Below are 14,610 nucleotides of genomic sequence, written 5' to 3' on the forward strand. Positions count from 1 at the left end.
TGTCAAAACAAGTGGCACGGTATTCGCTAGAGGTTCAAGCAAAGGAAGCCTTGGTTGTGAACTCCAAAGACATTGCCGACCGGATCGTGGAAGCGATCCTGGCTCAAAAGCTGATGCCCGGTGCACGCCTGGGCGAGCAGGCTTTGTCGATGTTGTTTGACTGCAGCCGCACCCTGGTGCGCGAAGCACTGATGCAACTGGCCGCACGCGGCATCGTGCAAGTCAGCTCGCGCCGGGGCTGGTTTGTGGTGCAGCCGTCCAAGACCGAAGCCCGCGAGGCCTTTGAAGCCCGCAGGGTGATCGAAACCGGTCTGATCCGCAGCGCTGGGGTCATGGACAAAACCACACTCAAGCGCCTGAAGCAGCACATCCAGCAGGAAAAGACTGCGCTCAAACAAGACGACGTGGGGCGACGCAGCTTTTTGCTGGGCGACTTCCATGTGTGCCTGGCCGAATGCCTGGGCAACCAGTTGCTGGCCGATACGCTGCGCGACTTCACGGCACGGACCACGCTGATCGCCATGCTCTACCAATCGAGCCACGATGCGGTGAAGTCCTGTCAGGAACACATCGACATCGTGCAGGCGCTGGAGCGTGGCGACAAGGAAACGGCCGAGCGGCTCATGGCCGAGCACATCGGCCAGGTGCAATCGGCCTTGCAGATCAACGCCGCGCCCGCAGACCCGCTGGCCGAGTTGCGCCTTGCGCTCGCACCCCTGACCCCTGCCAAAGCGGCAAGCCCCAAACCGGGCAAAAGCGCAGCCGGCAACACCTCTTCATCCACCTCACCTTCCACTTACTTAGGAGCCTTGTTATGAAACTCTCGAAACGCCTTGTGTTGTCCACCGCCGTGGCCGCCAGCCTGTTGACACTGGCAGGCGCCAGCCACGCACAGAGTGCACTGGACAACATCCAGAAAGCCAAATTGATCAAGATCGCCATCCCGACCGACTTTCCGCCCTACGGCTTTGTGGGCATCGACCTCAAGCCCCAAGGCCTGGACATCGACATGGCCAACTACATCGCCACCAAAATGGGCGTGAAGATCGAGCTGATGCCCGTGACCAGCGCCAACCGCATCGCCTACCTGCAAACCAAGAAGGCCGATCTGGTCATCTCCACGCTGGGCAAGAACCCCGAGCGCGAAAAAGTCATCGATTTCACCTCGGCTTATTCACCGTTCTTCCAGGCCATTTACGGGGCGAAAACCCTGAACATCAAGTCGATGAACGACCTGACGGGCAAAACCGTGGCCGTGACGCGGGGTGCCATCGAGGACCAGGAGTTGACCAAGGTGGCCCCGGCAGGCGCCGAGCTCAAGCGCTTTGAAGACAACAACGCTACCGTGTCGGCCTATGTCTCGGGCCAAACCCAGCTGCTGGCCACAGGTGCATCGGTCGCGGGCGTGATGATGCAGAAGAACCCCCAGCTCAACGCCGAATACAAGCTGTTGCTCAAGGACAGCCCCAACTTCATCGGTGTGGGCAAAGGCGAGGACGCGCTGCGCACCAAGGTCAACGCCATCATTGCCGAAGCCAAGAAGTCCGGCGACATCGACAAGATGGCGCAAAAGTGGCTGGGCCGTCCTGCTGGCCAGTTGCCTGAATAAGCCCGACAAGGCCTGACACCATGGCGATTGAGCTGGACTTTGCAGCGGTATTGACCGAGTGGCCCTTGTTGGTCAAGGGCGTGGGGTGGACGCTCGGCCTCACAGCCGTGTCTGCAGTGCTGGGCGTGTTGCTGGGCATTGGCTGTGCCTGGGTCCGCACCCAAGGGCCCGGCTGGAGCCGCCCCGGCGTGGCCGCTTATGTGGAGCTGATCCGCAACACGCCTTTCATCGTCCAGCTCTTTTTCATTTTCTTTGGCCTGCCTGCAATGGGTGTGCGCCTGAGCCCCGAATGGTCGTCGGTGATCGCCATGGTGATCAACCTGGGGGCCTATTCGGCCGAGATCGTGCGGGCCGGCATCCAGACCACCCCCGCCGGGCAGATCGAAGCGGCCATGAGCCTGGCGCTCTCGCGCATGCAGACCTTCATCTGGGTGGTGCTGCCGCCCGCACTGCAACGCGTATGGCCCGCCTTGGTCAGCCAGATCATCATCGTGATGCTGGGCTCGGCGGTGTGCGGACAGATCTCGACCGAAGAGCTGAGCTTTGCCGCCAACCTGATCCAGAGCCGCAACTTCCGCGCCTTTGAGGCCTTCATCGTCGCCACAGCCATTTACCTGCTGCTGTCGATCGCCACCCGTGCCACGCTGAACTGGCTCGGCCAACGCTTCTTGTTCGGAGGCCGCCGTGGTTGAGTTTTCACTTTGGGACATCGTCAGCAACTTGTTGCTGGCCGCGCGCTGGACGCTGGTGCTGTCGCTGATCGCTTTTGTCGGCGGCGGGCTGGTGGGCCTGGCCCTGCTGGTGGTCCGCACCACGCCCAACCGCAGCCTGCAACAAGCCGTCGCGCTGTATGTACAGCTCTTTCAAGGAACGCCTTTGCTGATGCAGCTGTTCCTGGCTTATTTCGGCATGGCCATGCTGGGCGTCGAGACCTCGGCGTGGACAGCGGCCACTGTGGCTTTGACGCTGTACAGCAGCGCCTTCCTGACCGAGATCTGGCATGGCTGCGTCAAATCCATTGGCAAAGGCCAGTGGGAAGCTGCCCAAAGCCTGGCACTGAACTTTGGCGAGCAACTGCGTTACGTCATCTTGCCGCAGGCGGCACGCATTGCGGTCGCGCCCACCGTGGGCTTTCTGGTCCAGGTGGTCAAGGGCACGGCACTGGCCTCGGTCATCGGCTTTGTCGAGCTGACCAAGGCCGGCACCATGATCACCAACGCCACCTTCAAACCCTTTGTGGTCTACAGCTGTGTGGCACTCCTGTATTTCCTGATCTGCTACCCCATCAGCCTGTATGCACGCTCTCTCGAAGGTCGCCTCCATGTCCAACGCTAACTCTTCTACTGCCGCTGTCGCGATCACGGGGCTGCGCAAGTCCTACGGCAACAATGAAGTCCTCAAAGGCATCGACTTGCAGGTGCAAGCGGGCGAGGTGATTGCCATCATCGGCAAAAGCGGCTCGGGCAAAAGCACGCTGCTGCGTTGCATCAACGGGTTGGAGACTTTTCAACATGGCACTTTGACCGTCCAAGGCCAGCCCTTGGTCTATTCAGACCCCTCGGCGATGCGCAAGCTGCGTCAGCAGGTCGGCATGATCTTCCAGTCCTTCAACCTGTTCCCACACCTCACGGTGGGCAAGAACATCCAGCTCGCACCGGGTCTGGTCAAGCAGCTGTCCGCCGCCGAGACCGAAGCCACAGCGCGCCGCTTGCTGGCCCGTGTAGGCCTGGCCGAAAAGTTCGACGCGTTTCCCGATCAGCTCTCGGGCGGGCAGCAACAGCGCGTGGCAATTGCCCGGGCGCTGGCCATGTCGCCCGGCATCTTGCTGTGCGACGAAATCACCTCGGCGCTCGACCCCGAGCTGGTGGGCGAAGTGCTGGCCGTGGTGGAGTCGCTCGCGCAAGAAGGCATGACGCTCTTGATGGTCACGCACGAGATGAACTTTGCCCGCAAGGTCAGTGACCGCGTGATCTTCATGCACCAGGGCTTGGTGCATGAGCAGGGCGCACCAGCTGAACTGTTTGCCAACCCCAAGACGCCCGAATTGCAGCAGTTTCTGTCGTCTTTGCACTAAAGGCGCGTACCGCGCAACACTGCTTGCGTGCATCGGCTCACTGAAATCATCAGCCCACCCCACTAAGGTGGGCTGTTGTCATTTTCAGGAGCGTTTTGCCATGAACCTGTCCCAACTTTGCCAACGCGACATTCTCACCGTGAGCGCCGAAGCCCCGGTGCGCAAAGCCGCGGAAATGATGCGCGTCCACCATGTCGGTGCCTTGGCCCTGACCGACCCCGAGGACGCCACACGCGTGGTGGGTGTGGTGACCGACCGCGATCTGGTCATCAACCTGCTGGCCCAGGACCGCTTGCCACAAGAGCAGAATGTGGGCGCTTTCAGCACACCCCACTTGATTCGCGTGCCCGGCACAGCCGGCGTGCACGAAGCCGTGCAGGCCATGACCCAACATGGGGTACGGCGGCTGTTCATCACCGAAGCCGATGGACGGCTGATGGGTCTGGTTTCATTGGACAACCTGCTGGTCCATCTGGCCGATGAACTCGGTGGGCTGGCGCAGGCCTTGCGAATCGGCATCGATCTGGAAAGCAGCCGCACAACGCCCATGTTCAACCCAGCAGAACTGCCCGGGGGCATGTACCTGGCACAACACGAGCCTTGATGTGGGCACAGGGTGGGCCTGCTGTGTGACAAAGGCCACATGGAAAAAGCCAGACCCCCAAATGACAAACCCGACCGGCGAACCGGTCGGGTTGATGGGTCGTCACGAGAGGATCGTCCCAAGGATTGCCCAAAAGAAGAGTTGTCGTTCTGATGGGCGGGGCACAAGCATGTGCCCCAGAGGATGCTTCGATCGGTCTCCCGATGTCAGCGATTTCACTGTAATCCCGCCGAACGATGGCGGTCAAGGCCCTGTTACAAGTTTTACAGGGCACCAACGCGACTGCGCCGCTTTTGCACCGCTTGCGCCAGCGCTTCGAACACCGGCACCGTCTGCGCAAAGCTGATGCAGGCGTCGGTGATCGACACGCCGTACTGCAAGGGCTGGCCGGGCTTTTGGTCTTGCCGACCCTCTTGCAAATGGCTTTCGATCATCAGGCCCATGATGCGGCGGTCACCCGCTGCCACCTGCGCGGCCACGTCGTGCGCCACCTCGATTTGCTTGGCGTGCTGCTTGCTGCTGTTGGCGTGCGACACGTCCACCATCACCTGCGGGGCGATGCCTGAAGCCTCCAGCGCTTTGCAAGCGGCATCCACATCGGCTGCCGAATAGTTGGGGGTCTTGCCACCGCGCAAGATGATGTGCACGTCCTGGTTGCCACGCGTCTCGAAGATCGCGGCCTGGCCCATCTTGGTCATGCCCATGAAGGCGTGCGGCGCTTTGGACGCCACCACCGCATCGGCCGCGACCTTGACGCCGCCATCCGTCCCGTTCTTGAAGCCCACCGGGCACGACAGGCCGCTGGCCAGCTGGCGGTGGCTTTGGCTCTCGGTGGTGCGCGCACCGATGGCACCCCAGGTGACCAGATCGCTGATGAATTGCGGGCTGAGCAAGTCCAGGAATTCCGTGGCCACGGGCAGGCCCAGGTCGATGATGTCGAGCAACAGTTTGCGGGCCATCTCCAGGCCTTCGTTCATGGCAAAGCTGCCGTCCAGGTGCGGGTCGTTGATGTAGCCCTTCCAGCCCACGGTGGTCCGGGGCTTTTCAAAATACACGCGCATCACGATCTGCAGGTCTTTGGCGTGCTTGTCAGCCTCGGCCTTGAGCAGCCGGGCATAGGCGATGGCCTGGTCATGGTCGTGGATCGAGCACGGCCCGACCACCACGACCAAACGGTCGTCCTGGCCTTGCAGCACGTTCGAGATGTCTTGCCGTGAACGCTCCACCAGCGCCAGGTGCGCGGGCGATGCGGGCAGCCGCTCTTCGAGCAGCGCGGGCGTCATGAGGGGGCGCACCGAGGCAATGCGGGTGTCGTCGATGCGGGTTTTGTCTTGGGTGGAAAGCATGTGTGAAGTCACCTGATAATTCAGACCCAGTTTAAAGGGAACCACGATGACGCTGCCCGCCCCCCAGTTGGAACATGTTTGCGATTTGGCCGTGACCATCGCCCCACCCGTTGAAGTCGGCCACACGCCCGCAGGCCTGCGCCGCATGATCCCGATCACCGGTGGCACCGTGAACGGCCCCCGACTGAATGGCAAAGTGCTGGCAGGTGGTGCCGACTTTCAATTGATTTTGGGCGGCGGCACACAAGCGCACCTGGATGCGCGCTATGTGATCGAACTCCAGGATGGCACACGCGTCTTCGTGCAAAACACCGCCCTGCGCGTGGCTTCTCTGGACAATTCACAGCGCATCATGAACGGCCAGCCGGTCAACCCCGACGAGATCTATTTCCGCTGTCAGCCCAAACTGGAGGCCACAACGCCCCAATGGGCCTGGCTGAGCGAGAGCCAGTTCATCGGTACCGGGCGACGGGCACCCGACGGCGTGTTTCTGAGTTTTTACCGGGTGCTGTGAACGGGCCTGAAAGGCCTGCGACATTGAGCTGGAGGCGCACTCACATGAATCGCGCGGGCGCGTAAGGGGCTGGGTCAATCCAGGTGTGTCGGCCCTCGACCATCTCGGCAAGCAAGCGTCCGGCCACAGGCCCCAAGGTGAAGCCCTGATGGGCATGGCCGAAGTTGAACCACAAACCCTTGTGGCGCGGCGCAGGTCCCGTCACAGGCAACATGTCGGCGGTGCAGGGGCGTGCGCCCAGCCAAGGGGCATCGGGCAAAGGCTCACCCAAGTCCACCAGTTCACGCGCCAAGGCTTCGGCCTTGGCCAGTTGCACGGGCGTGGGTGGGGCATCGATGGGGGCGAACTCAGCCCCGGTGGTCAAACGCAGGCCGCGCTGCATGGGCGCCAGCACATAGCCGCGCTCGGCATCGAGCACCGGTTGAAGCAGCTGGGCAGGCGAGGTGTAATGCTGGTGGTAACCGCGTTTGATGAACAGCGGAAAACGGTAACCCAGCGTGCGAATCAAACCGTCGGCCCAGGGGCCCAGCGCCAGCACGGCTTGCTCGGCATCCACACGGCCTTCGGTGGTTTGCACCGACCAGCCCACGCCTTGCGACTGCAAGCTGGTCGCGTCTCCCGTCAACAAGCGCCCACCCCGCGCCACAAACAGATCCGCATAACGTTGCACCAAGGCGCCGGGGTCGTTGACCGCCCACGGGTCCAGCCAATGCACGGCGCCCGCCAGTGGCAAGCGCAAAGCAGGTTCGGCCTGCGCCAGCTGGGTGGTGTTTTCGGCCTGATAACGCACACCAAAACGGTCATGCAAGTTCGCAGCCCGTTCAACCGCCTCGTCCAACGCCTTGGAGGTGCGGAACACAAAACGGAATCCTTCATGGCGCGCCAGATCCTGTGCACCGGCTGCGGTCATGAGCAAACGGTGTTCGTCGGTGGCATGGGCGATCAGGCGGCTGTACGCGTGGGTGGCTTGCGCATGGCGCTTGGGGTGTGAGTGGCGCAAGTAGCGCAGCAACGACCCGGCCATTTGCCACAAACCCCGCGCATGCCAATGGACCTCGGCCCCCCGGCCCATGGCCACATTCAACAAGAAACCTGGCTCACGCGGAAAAGCATAAGGTTCGACCGCTTCGCGCTGAATCAGGCCGGCATTGCCAAAAGACGTTTCCCGCCCCGGTGCACGGCGGTCCACCAGCACCACGTCAAAGCCACGCTGCTGCAGATGCAAGGCGGTGCAGGTGCCGACCATGCCAGCGCCCAGAACAAGGATGGAAGAAGTCATGACGTTTCAAACGGTGTTGCGGGTGTCCATGGATCAAGGCCTGCTGTCAAAATACAAACCTTGGGTGTGTCCAGTATAGAGACGGTCAAGCGTTCGCCGGCCCCCGTTTGCAGAAGATGGCACTGAGACCTTTTGCTCTGTTTAAACTGTTCGCATGAGCACCTCCACTGAAAACCTGCAACAAGCCTTGTCCGAGCTGTTTGCCCCCTGGGTACAGGCCCTGAACCTGACCGTCGAAAGCACGCAAGCGGACAGCGTGACCCTGCGCCTGCCGCAAAGCGATCAGCTTTCGCGCGTGGGCGGCATGCTGTGCGGACAGGCCATGATGGCCGCGGCGGACACGGCCATGGTGCTTGCGCTGATCCAGCACTTCGGCCAATTCAGGCCCTGCAGTACGGTGCAGCTGTCCAGCACCTTCATGAAACCGTTGTCGGGGCAGGACGCCCTCGTCACAGCACGCGTCTTGCGAGCGGGCAAAGCCATGGCGTTTGGCGAAATCGATCTGACCGGGGCCGATGACGGCAAAAGTGTTTTCAGGGCCTGCACGACTTACGCCTTGATGTGAATGGTGCGTTTTGCAATCGGCAACCCACGCGACTGCTTGATCGGGTCTTCGCTGTTAATGTGTTACATCTGTTGATTGGAGGTCCGGCATGAAACACATGGGTTGTCTCTCTTTTGCAAAACCACAAACTGCACGGCGCGCGCTTTTGCTGGCCTGCTCCGGCATGCTGGTGGGGGCCCTGGGCCTGCAAGCTACCAAGGCTTTGGCGCAGGAGTTCCCGCCCAAGAAAAACATCACCATGGTGGTGGGCTTTGTGGCGGGGGGTGCGGCCGATACGGGTGCGCGCATCATCGCCAAACGGCTGGGCGAGAACCTGGGCGTGTCGGTCACGGTCGAAAACAAGGCAGGGGCCGGTGGCAACATTGCGCACCAGTTCACCGCCACCGGCCCTGCCGACGGCAGTGTGCTGCTGCTCGGCTCGGTCGGACCGCTGGCGATTGCGCCGCACATGATGAAACTGCCCTATGACCCGGTCAAGGATCTGGCGCCCTTGACGATGGCCATGAATTTTCCGAACGTGTTGGTGGTCGACCCTGGCGCGGGCATCAAGACCTTTGCCGACTTCATCGCCACCGCCCGCAAGAACCCCGGCAAGCTGACTTTTGCCTCGACCGGGCCGGGCTCAGCCTCACACCTGTCGGGCGAACTGCTCAACGACATGGCCAAGCTGGACACAGTGCACGTACCCTACAAAGGGGGTGCAGCGGCGCTGCAAGACGTGCTGGGCGGCCGCGTCACTGGCTGGTTTGCCACGATGGCCACGGCCGCGCCGCACATCGAAGCGGGCAAACTGATCGCCTTGGCCAGCACAGGTACGCAACGGCTGGCGGCGCTGCCCAAAGTGCCGACCGTGGCCGAATCGGGCTTTCCAGGTTTCAATGCCACCAACTGGTACGCTTTTGTGGCCTCGTCCAAAGTGCCCAAACCCGTGCTGGACCGCTGGAACACCGAACTGGTCAAGGTGCTGACCACCCCCGACGTGGTCGAGCAACTCAACAAGCACGGCCTCACTCCCATGCCAGGCACCCGGGACGAGCTGGGACGCTACATGGCCAGCGAAAGCGCGATGTGGGGTCGGGTGATCCGTGAGCGCAAGATCGTGGGGGATTGAGCTGCAAAAGTCAGCGCTTGCCCCCTGTCAGTCTGGCGAAACACCCGATTGGCTACAATAGCGGGCATTACAGAGTTTGAGGTTCACCATGTCTGCTCACAACGACACACACACATCTGACGATCCCGTGGAAAACGTGGTCAAGCACATTCCCGTGGTCATTCCGGCCGCTGGTGCGGTGTTGATTTTCTTGTTGGCCTTCATCGCCGTGTTCATGGCCTGAGGCTTTGACCGTCTGCGGTGCTGGTCTTTGGGCCGCACCGTTCAGCCCAAAACCCGCTACAGCTTCGGCTTGGCGGGTTTTGTTTTGGGCCGAAGATCGTGCCTGCGTGTCAATTGGCTGCATCCCGCACGGGCATGATGTGCAAAGCCTGCGGCGCGATCAGCAACTGAACCCAACCACCGGTCTCCACTTGCAGGCGCCGCAACAAACGCGTGGTCAGGTTCAAGGTGAGGGTCTGACCGGGCAGGTCTTGCGGCGACACAGTGCACAGGCTGATTTCGCCCAGCGACAAGACCTCCAGCAACTGGCAACGCAAGCGGGTCTGGCCAGCGACGGTTTCCAAAGCTTCGCCATCGCGCAGCACATCGACCTGCTCCCCGTTCAGCACCCAGGTCACGGGTGTGTCGTCCCCGATCTTGTTTTTGTCGATCACGGCCAGATCGATGCTTTGTTCAGGCCGGGCCGCATCGGTCCAGCGCAGGCGGCCCCAGCCGGGCCGGTCCTTGAAAAAACGCCCTGCAAAATGGTTTTGAATGCCCACCAGTTCGGCCACCCGGGCGTTGCGCGGGCTGGCGAACACGCGGGCAGGCTCGCCGGTTTGCAGGGTCTGGCCCGCGTCGACGATCACCACCCGGTCGGCCAAGCGACGGGCTTCAGCCAAATCGTGCGTCACCAGCACCATGGGCACCAACACCTTTTGGCGCAAGGCGGCCAGCTCGCGGTAGAGCGTCTGGCGGGTGGGCGCGTCCACCGCAGAAAAAGGCTCGTCCAGCAACAAAACGCCAGGCAAGGCTTCAGGCACCACAGCATGGGCCGCCGTGGGCTTAGCCATGACGCGCACCAATGCCCGCGCCAGCGCCACACGCTGCTGCTGGCCACCTGACAATTGAGACGGCCTGCGACCACTCAAAGCACCCAGCCCCAGGCGTGCGAGCAAACCTTGCACGTCGTCTGGCGTCCAGCCCGGCCCAGCCGCCAGCGCCACATTGGCGTGTGCCGTCATGTGCGGGAAGAGGGCGTAATGCTGGAACACCAGACCTGCTCGGCGCGCTTGCGGGCTCAGCTGCACGCCCGCCGCTGTGTCCAGCCAGGGCTGGTCCGCCACCCGAATGTGGCCCTGCACATCGGCGGGCGTCCACAAGCCCGCGATGGCGCGCAGCATGCTGGTTTTGCCGCTGCCCGAAGGCCCAACCAAGGCCATCAATTCGCCCGCACCGCAGTCAAACTCGGCCTCCAGCCGGATCGGGCTGGCCGAGCGCAGTTGCACTTGCAAGCCGGACATCAGCGCTCCTGCATGGCTCGGCCCAGTGGGCCCACCCGATCAAACGCCAGCACCAGGCTCAGCGCCAACAGCGACACGCCCACCAGGGCCAACGCCATCACATGGGCCGACTGCAGGTCCATGCCCTGCACCTTGTCGTAGAGCGACACCGACAGGGTACGGGTTTCGCCCTCGATGTTGCCGCCCACCATGAGCACCACGCCAAACTCGCCCAGCGTGTGCGCCACCGTGAGCGCCATGCCGGCCAGCAAACCGGGCCAGGCCAGCGGCAATTCGATGCGCCAAAACGTCTGCCATGTCGACAGGCCCGAGACCCAGGCCGCCTCGCGCAGGCTGTGCGGCACCGCGGCAAAGGCGCGTTGAATCGGTTGCACCATGAAAGGCAGGTTGACCAGCACACTGACCAGCAGCAGGCCTTCGAGCGTGAACACCAGCCGTATGCCCGAAGCCGCCAACCACGCGCCGAAGGCGCTGCCTTGGCCAAAAGCCATCAAAAAATAAAAGCCAATCACCGTGGGTGGCAACAGCAGGGGCAGCAACAGCAAAGCCTCGACCACCGGCCGCCCGACCCAGGCCGTGACAGCCAACCAACGGGCCAGCGCCAAGCCGACTGGCAGCAGCGCCAAAGTGGTCAAAACCGCCAAGGTCAGCGATACGTGAAGGGCGGACCAGTCCATGCGTGGAATGTGTGAGGATTGAATTGAAGGAGCTGTCTGGTTTTGAAGCGCCGCGCCAACTCAAAGGCCACAGCGCACAGCCTAATTATTGCGGCAAGGCGTAACCATGGCGCACCCACACCACCTGTGCCTGCGCACTGAGCAAAAAACGCTGCCAGGCCACGGCCGCCTCGCTGGCGCCCTTGAGCAAAACCATGCGCTGATGCAACGGCGCGTGCAAATCGGCGGGCAAGGGCAAGACCTGCAAACTGCGGGCAATTTCGGGAGCCAGCGCCAGCGCCAGCGCGGTGATGCCCGCCTGCGCCGCGCCCGTGGCCACAAACTGGGTGGCTTGGCCGATGTGGTCGCCCAGCACTTTCTGCACTGTCGGCAACGGCCCGACACCCGAGCGGAGCAAAGCCTCCTCGGCCGCCACGCCATAGGGGGCCAGCGCCGGGTTGGCGATGGCGAACTTGTCCCCCGGCTTCAAAGCACGCACGACCGCAGCCAGCCCCTGGTTCAAGGGCAGTGGCGAATTTTTAGGCACGATCAGCGCCAACCGACCGGTGGCGTAGCGGTGTCCGGCGTCCACCGTGCGGCCCGCCTTGACCAGTTCGACCACCCGGTCTTCGTCGGCTGAAATGAACTGCTCCACCGGCAAGCCCTGCAGAATCTGCCGCGCCAGGTTGCCTGATGCGCCCAGATTCACATCGAGCCGAATCCCGGTTTGTTGCTGGTAAAGGGCCGTCAGATCAGCCAGCACAAACTTCAGATTGCTGGCTGCGGCGATTTTGACGGGTCCCGAGCTGCGCGTCTGTGCCCCCCATGACGTGCTCAATGGCCAGCCCAGTGCAGCCATCAAGCAAGCGCGGCGCCCTGCTTGGGCCCCAGACGCCACGAGGACTTGCATAACGTCATGCATCTTTTGCATAGATTTAAAGGGGTTTAGAACCGATCTGACAGGCACGAAACAGGCAGTCTCCCTAAAATCGAGGCCCGCTGGTTACGAAGCGGTTACCGCCGCCCTTTTCTCAACCTGTCACAGCCCCCTCAGTATCTCAGCCCCTCAGCCGTTTTTTCAAAGCCCCTGCGCAGAGGTTTTGAAAAAACGATTTTTAAACTTGGAGCCAGTCATGAACTCACCCGCAATGCAGGGCCTGAACCTGAACACACCCGCGTACGTCAAAAACGCACGGCTGATCGCCTGGGTCGCCGAAATGGCCGCCCTGTGCAAGCCCGACAGCATCTATTGGGCCGACGGCTCGCAGGAAGAATACGACCGCCTGTGCGCTGAACTGGTGGCCGCTGGCACCTTCAAGAAGCTCAACCCCGCCAAACGCGCCAACTCTTTCCTGGCCTGCACCGACCCCTCGGACGTGGCCCGCGTGGAAGACCGCACCTACATCTGCTCGGCCAAGAAAGAAGACGCCGGCCCGACCAACAACTGGATGGCCCCGGCCGAGATGCGCGCCACGCTCAACCCCCTGTTTGACGGTTGCATGAAGGGCCGCACCATGTACGTGGTGCCCTTCTCCATGGGTCCGCTGGGTTCGCACATCGCCCACATCGGGATCGAGCTGACCGACAGCGCTTACGTGGTCGTCAACCAGAAGCTGATGACCCGCATGGGCAAGGCCGTGTACGACGTGCTGGGCAGCAATGGCGAGTTCGTGCCCTGCGTGCACACCGTGGGCGCCCCGCTGGCCGCTGGTGAGAAGGACAAGACCACCTGGCCCTGCAACCCGACCACCAAGTACATCGTGCACTACCCCGAGACGCGCGAAATCTGGTCTTATGGTTCGGGCTACGGCGGCAACGCGCTGCTTGGCAAGAAGTGCTTTGCGCTGCGCATTGCCTCGACCATGGGCAAGGACGGCGGCTGGCTGGCCGAGCACATGCTGATCCTGGGCGTGACCTCGCCCGAAGGCAAGAAGTACCACGTCGCCGCTGCCTTCCCCAGCGCCTGCGGTAAGACCAACTTCTCGATGCTGGTGCCGCCCAAGGCCTTTGACGGCTGGAAAGTCACCACCATCGGTGACGACATCGCCTGGATCAAGCCGCACGCCGACGGCAAGATGTACGCCATCAACCCCGAAGCCGGGTACTTTGGCGTGGCCCCCGGCACCAACATGAAGACCAACCCGAACTGCATGCTGAGCCTGCACAAGGACGTGATCTTCACCAACGTGGCCCTGACCGACGACGGCGACGTGTGGTGGGAAGGCATGGAGAAAGACACCGACAAACTGCCCGATCACCTGATCGACTGGCAAGGCAAGGACTGGACACCCCAGATCGCCAAGGAGACCGGCGCCAAGGCCGCGCACCCCAACGCCCGTTTCACCATTGCCGCCACCAACAACCCGGCCCTGGACCCGCAGTGGGACGACGCCAACGGCGTGGCCATCGACGCCATGATGTTCGGCGGCCGCCGCTCCACCACCGTGCCGCTGGTGACTGAAGCCCGCAGCTGGACCGAAGGCGTGTACATGGCCGCGACCATGGGGTCAGAGACCACCGCCGCGGCCTTTGGCGCACAAGGCGTGGTGCGCCGCGACCCCTTCGCCATGCTGCCGTTTTGCGGCTACAACATGAGCGACTACTTCCAGCACTGGCTGGACATCGGCGCCAAGCAACAGGCCGCCGGCTTCAAGCTGCCCGCCATGTACTGCGTCAACTGGTTCCGCAAGGACGAGTCCGGTTCCTTCGTGTGGCCAGGTTACGGCGACAACATGCGCGTGCTCAAGTGGATCATCGACCGCCTCGAAGGCAAGGCTCAGGGTCAGCAGACCATGTTCGGCGTGGCTCCGCAGTACGCTGAAATCAACTGGACCGGCATCGAGTTCAGCGCCGAGCAGTTCGCCAAGGTCACCAGCATCGACAAGGCCGCGTGGACCGAGGAATTCAAGCTGCACGACGAGCACTTCGCCAAGCTGGCTCAGCGCCTGCCCAAGGCACTGCTGGACACCAAGGCCGATCTGGAAAAGCGCCTGGCGGCTTAAGTTCGGTATCCCCGCGCAGGCGGGGGGCTCGCCATGAATTCATGGATGCCCGATCGAGTCGGGCATGACTTCTCATGAATGCCGGGTCCGAATGCTTGAATGTCGGGCCCGTACCCTTGAATGTCGGGCCCGTACCCTTGGTTGTTGGGACCGCAGCCTTGGTTGTCGGGCACGCAGCATTGAATGTCAGACTCCACCCCTGGATGTCATACCCGCGCATGCGCATATGCGCTAACTTAATATCTTACGCAACGTTGCCCTCTGTGAGCGGCGTTTTCGGCTCGGTTCAGCCAAACGGTAGCGTAGGTCCTGCCATCGCCTGATCGCATCGGTCACCCGAAGATT

16 protein-coding genes are annotated in these 14,610 nt (G+C 62.4%); 11 read left to right on the top strand and 5 right to left on the bottom strand.

Annotated elements, in window-relative coordinates:
* The first annotated feature begins 56 nt into the window (after positions 1–56).
* From B9Z34_RS10240 to B9Z34_RS10265, 6 genes are all read left to right on the top strand, one after another.
* Positions 57–818, top strand: a complete 762-nt coding sequence (locus B9Z34_RS10240; RefSeq protein ID WP_369907634.1) for a GntR family transcriptional regulator — start codon at positions 57–59, stop codon at positions 816–818.
* Positions 815–1,609: a transporter substrate-binding domain-containing protein gene (locus B9Z34_RS10245; RefSeq protein ID WP_108428014.1), complete on the top strand. Its 795-nt coding sequence runs from the start codon at positions 815–817 to the stop codon at positions 1,607–1,609. The genes B9Z34_RS10240 and B9Z34_RS10245 overlap by 4 nt, the downstream gene beginning before the upstream one ends.
* 20 nt (positions 1,610–1,629) lie before the next feature.
* Positions 1,630–2,301, top strand: coding sequence for an amino acid ABC transporter permease (locus B9Z34_RS10250; RefSeq protein WP_108428015.1), 672 nt, complete (start codon positions 1,630–1,632; stop codon positions 2,299–2,301).
* Positions 2,294–2,944, top strand: coding sequence for an amino acid ABC transporter permease (locus B9Z34_RS10255; protein ID WP_108428016.1), 651 nt, complete (start codon positions 2,294–2,296; stop codon positions 2,942–2,944). Before B9Z34_RS10250 ends, B9Z34_RS10255 begins: the two co-directional genes overlap by 8 nt.
* Positions 2,931–3,683, top strand: a complete 753-nt coding sequence (locus tag B9Z34_RS10260) for an amino acid ABC transporter ATP-binding protein (RefSeq protein ID WP_108428017.1) — start codon at positions 2,931–2,933, stop codon at positions 3,681–3,683. Before B9Z34_RS10255 ends, B9Z34_RS10260 begins: the two co-directional genes overlap by 14 nt.
* Positions 3,684–3,783: 100 nt before the next feature.
* Positions 3,784–4,287 (top strand): CBS domain-containing protein, encoded by a 504-nt coding sequence (locus tag B9Z34_RS10265; RefSeq protein WP_158268716.1) that lies wholly within the window; start codon positions 3,784–3,786, stop codon positions 4,285–4,287.
* Between the two features lie 263 nt (positions 4,288–4,550).
* On the opposite strand, the gene B9Z34_RS10270 is transcribed toward B9Z34_RS10265, so the two are convergent.
* On the bottom strand, positions 4,551–5,633 hold the full coding sequence (locus B9Z34_RS10270) for a 3-deoxy-7-phosphoheptulonate synthase (protein WP_199220106.1): 1,083 nt from the start codon (positions 5,631–5,633) through the stop codon (positions 4,551–4,553).
* Positions 5,634–5,679: 46 nt separating this feature from the next.
* On the opposite strand from B9Z34_RS10270, the gene B9Z34_RS10275 reads away from it, so the two are divergent.
* Complete coding sequence (locus B9Z34_RS10275) at positions 5,680–6,147, top strand: DUF3237 domain-containing protein (RefSeq protein WP_108428019.1); 468 nt, start codon at positions 5,680–5,682, stop codon at positions 6,145–6,147.
* Positions 6,148–6,187: 40 nt separating this feature from the next.
* Here B9Z34_RS10275 and B9Z34_RS10280 read toward each other — a convergent pair whose 3' ends face one another.
* A complete protein-coding gene (locus B9Z34_RS10280) occupies positions 6,188–7,426 on the bottom strand; it encodes an FAD-binding oxidoreductase (RefSeq protein ID WP_108428020.1) in 1,239 nt (412 codons plus the stop codon).
* A gap of 154 nt (positions 7,427–7,580) precedes the next feature.
* Here B9Z34_RS10280 and B9Z34_RS10285 point away from each other — a divergent pair, with 154 nt between their 5' ends.
* The 3 genes from B9Z34_RS10285 (at position 7,581) to B9Z34_RS14775 (ending at position 9,325) form a co-directional block, all read left to right on the top strand.
* On the top strand, positions 7,581–7,991 hold the full coding sequence (locus tag B9Z34_RS10285) for a PaaI family thioesterase (protein WP_108428021.1): 411 nt from the start codon (positions 7,581–7,583) through the stop codon (positions 7,989–7,991).
* Between the two features lie 163 nt (positions 7,992–8,154).
* Positions 8,155–9,102, top strand: coding sequence for a tripartite tricarboxylate transporter substrate binding protein (locus B9Z34_RS10290; RefSeq protein ID WP_108428022.1), 948 nt, complete (start codon positions 8,155–8,157; stop codon positions 9,100–9,102).
* 88 nt (positions 9,103–9,190) lie between these two features.
* On the top strand, positions 9,191–9,325 hold the full coding sequence (locus tag B9Z34_RS14775) for a hypothetical protein (protein ID WP_255417455.1): 135 nt from the start codon (positions 9,191–9,193) through the stop codon (positions 9,323–9,325).
* A gap of 109 nt (positions 9,326–9,434) precedes the next feature.
* Here the strand turns inward: B9Z34_RS14775 and B9Z34_RS10295 are convergent, their stop codons facing one another.
* From B9Z34_RS10295 to modA, 3 genes are all read right to left on the bottom strand, one after another.
* Positions 9,435–10,607, bottom strand: coding sequence for an ABC transporter ATP-binding protein (locus B9Z34_RS10295; RefSeq protein WP_108428023.1), 1,173 nt, complete (start codon positions 10,605–10,607; stop codon positions 9,435–9,437).
* On the bottom strand, positions 10,607–11,284 hold the full coding sequence (gene modB, locus B9Z34_RS10300) for a molybdate ABC transporter permease subunit (RefSeq protein WP_108428024.1): 678 nt from the start codon (positions 11,282–11,284) through the stop codon (positions 10,607–10,609). Before modB ends, B9Z34_RS10295 begins: the two co-directional genes overlap by 1 nt.
* 85 nt (positions 11,285–11,369) lie before the next feature.
* Positions 11,370–12,173 (bottom strand): molybdate ABC transporter substrate-binding protein, encoded by an 804-nt coding sequence (gene modA, locus B9Z34_RS10305; RefSeq protein WP_233249537.1) that lies wholly within the window; start codon positions 12,171–12,173, stop codon positions 11,370–11,372.
* Between the two features lie 223 nt (positions 12,174–12,396).
* Here modA and B9Z34_RS10310 point away from each other — a divergent pair, with 223 nt between their 5' ends.
* Entirely contained in the window at positions 12,397–14,265 is a 1,869-nt protein-coding gene (locus B9Z34_RS10310) for a phosphoenolpyruvate carboxykinase (GTP) (RefSeq protein ID WP_108428026.1), read from the top strand.
* Positions 14,266–14,610 lie beyond the last annotated feature (345 nt).

This window comes from Limnohabitans sp. Hippo3 (assembly GCF_003063665.1).
Classification (GTDB): domain Bacteria; phylum Pseudomonadota; class Gammaproteobacteria; order Burkholderiales; family Burkholderiaceae_C; genus Limnohabitans_A.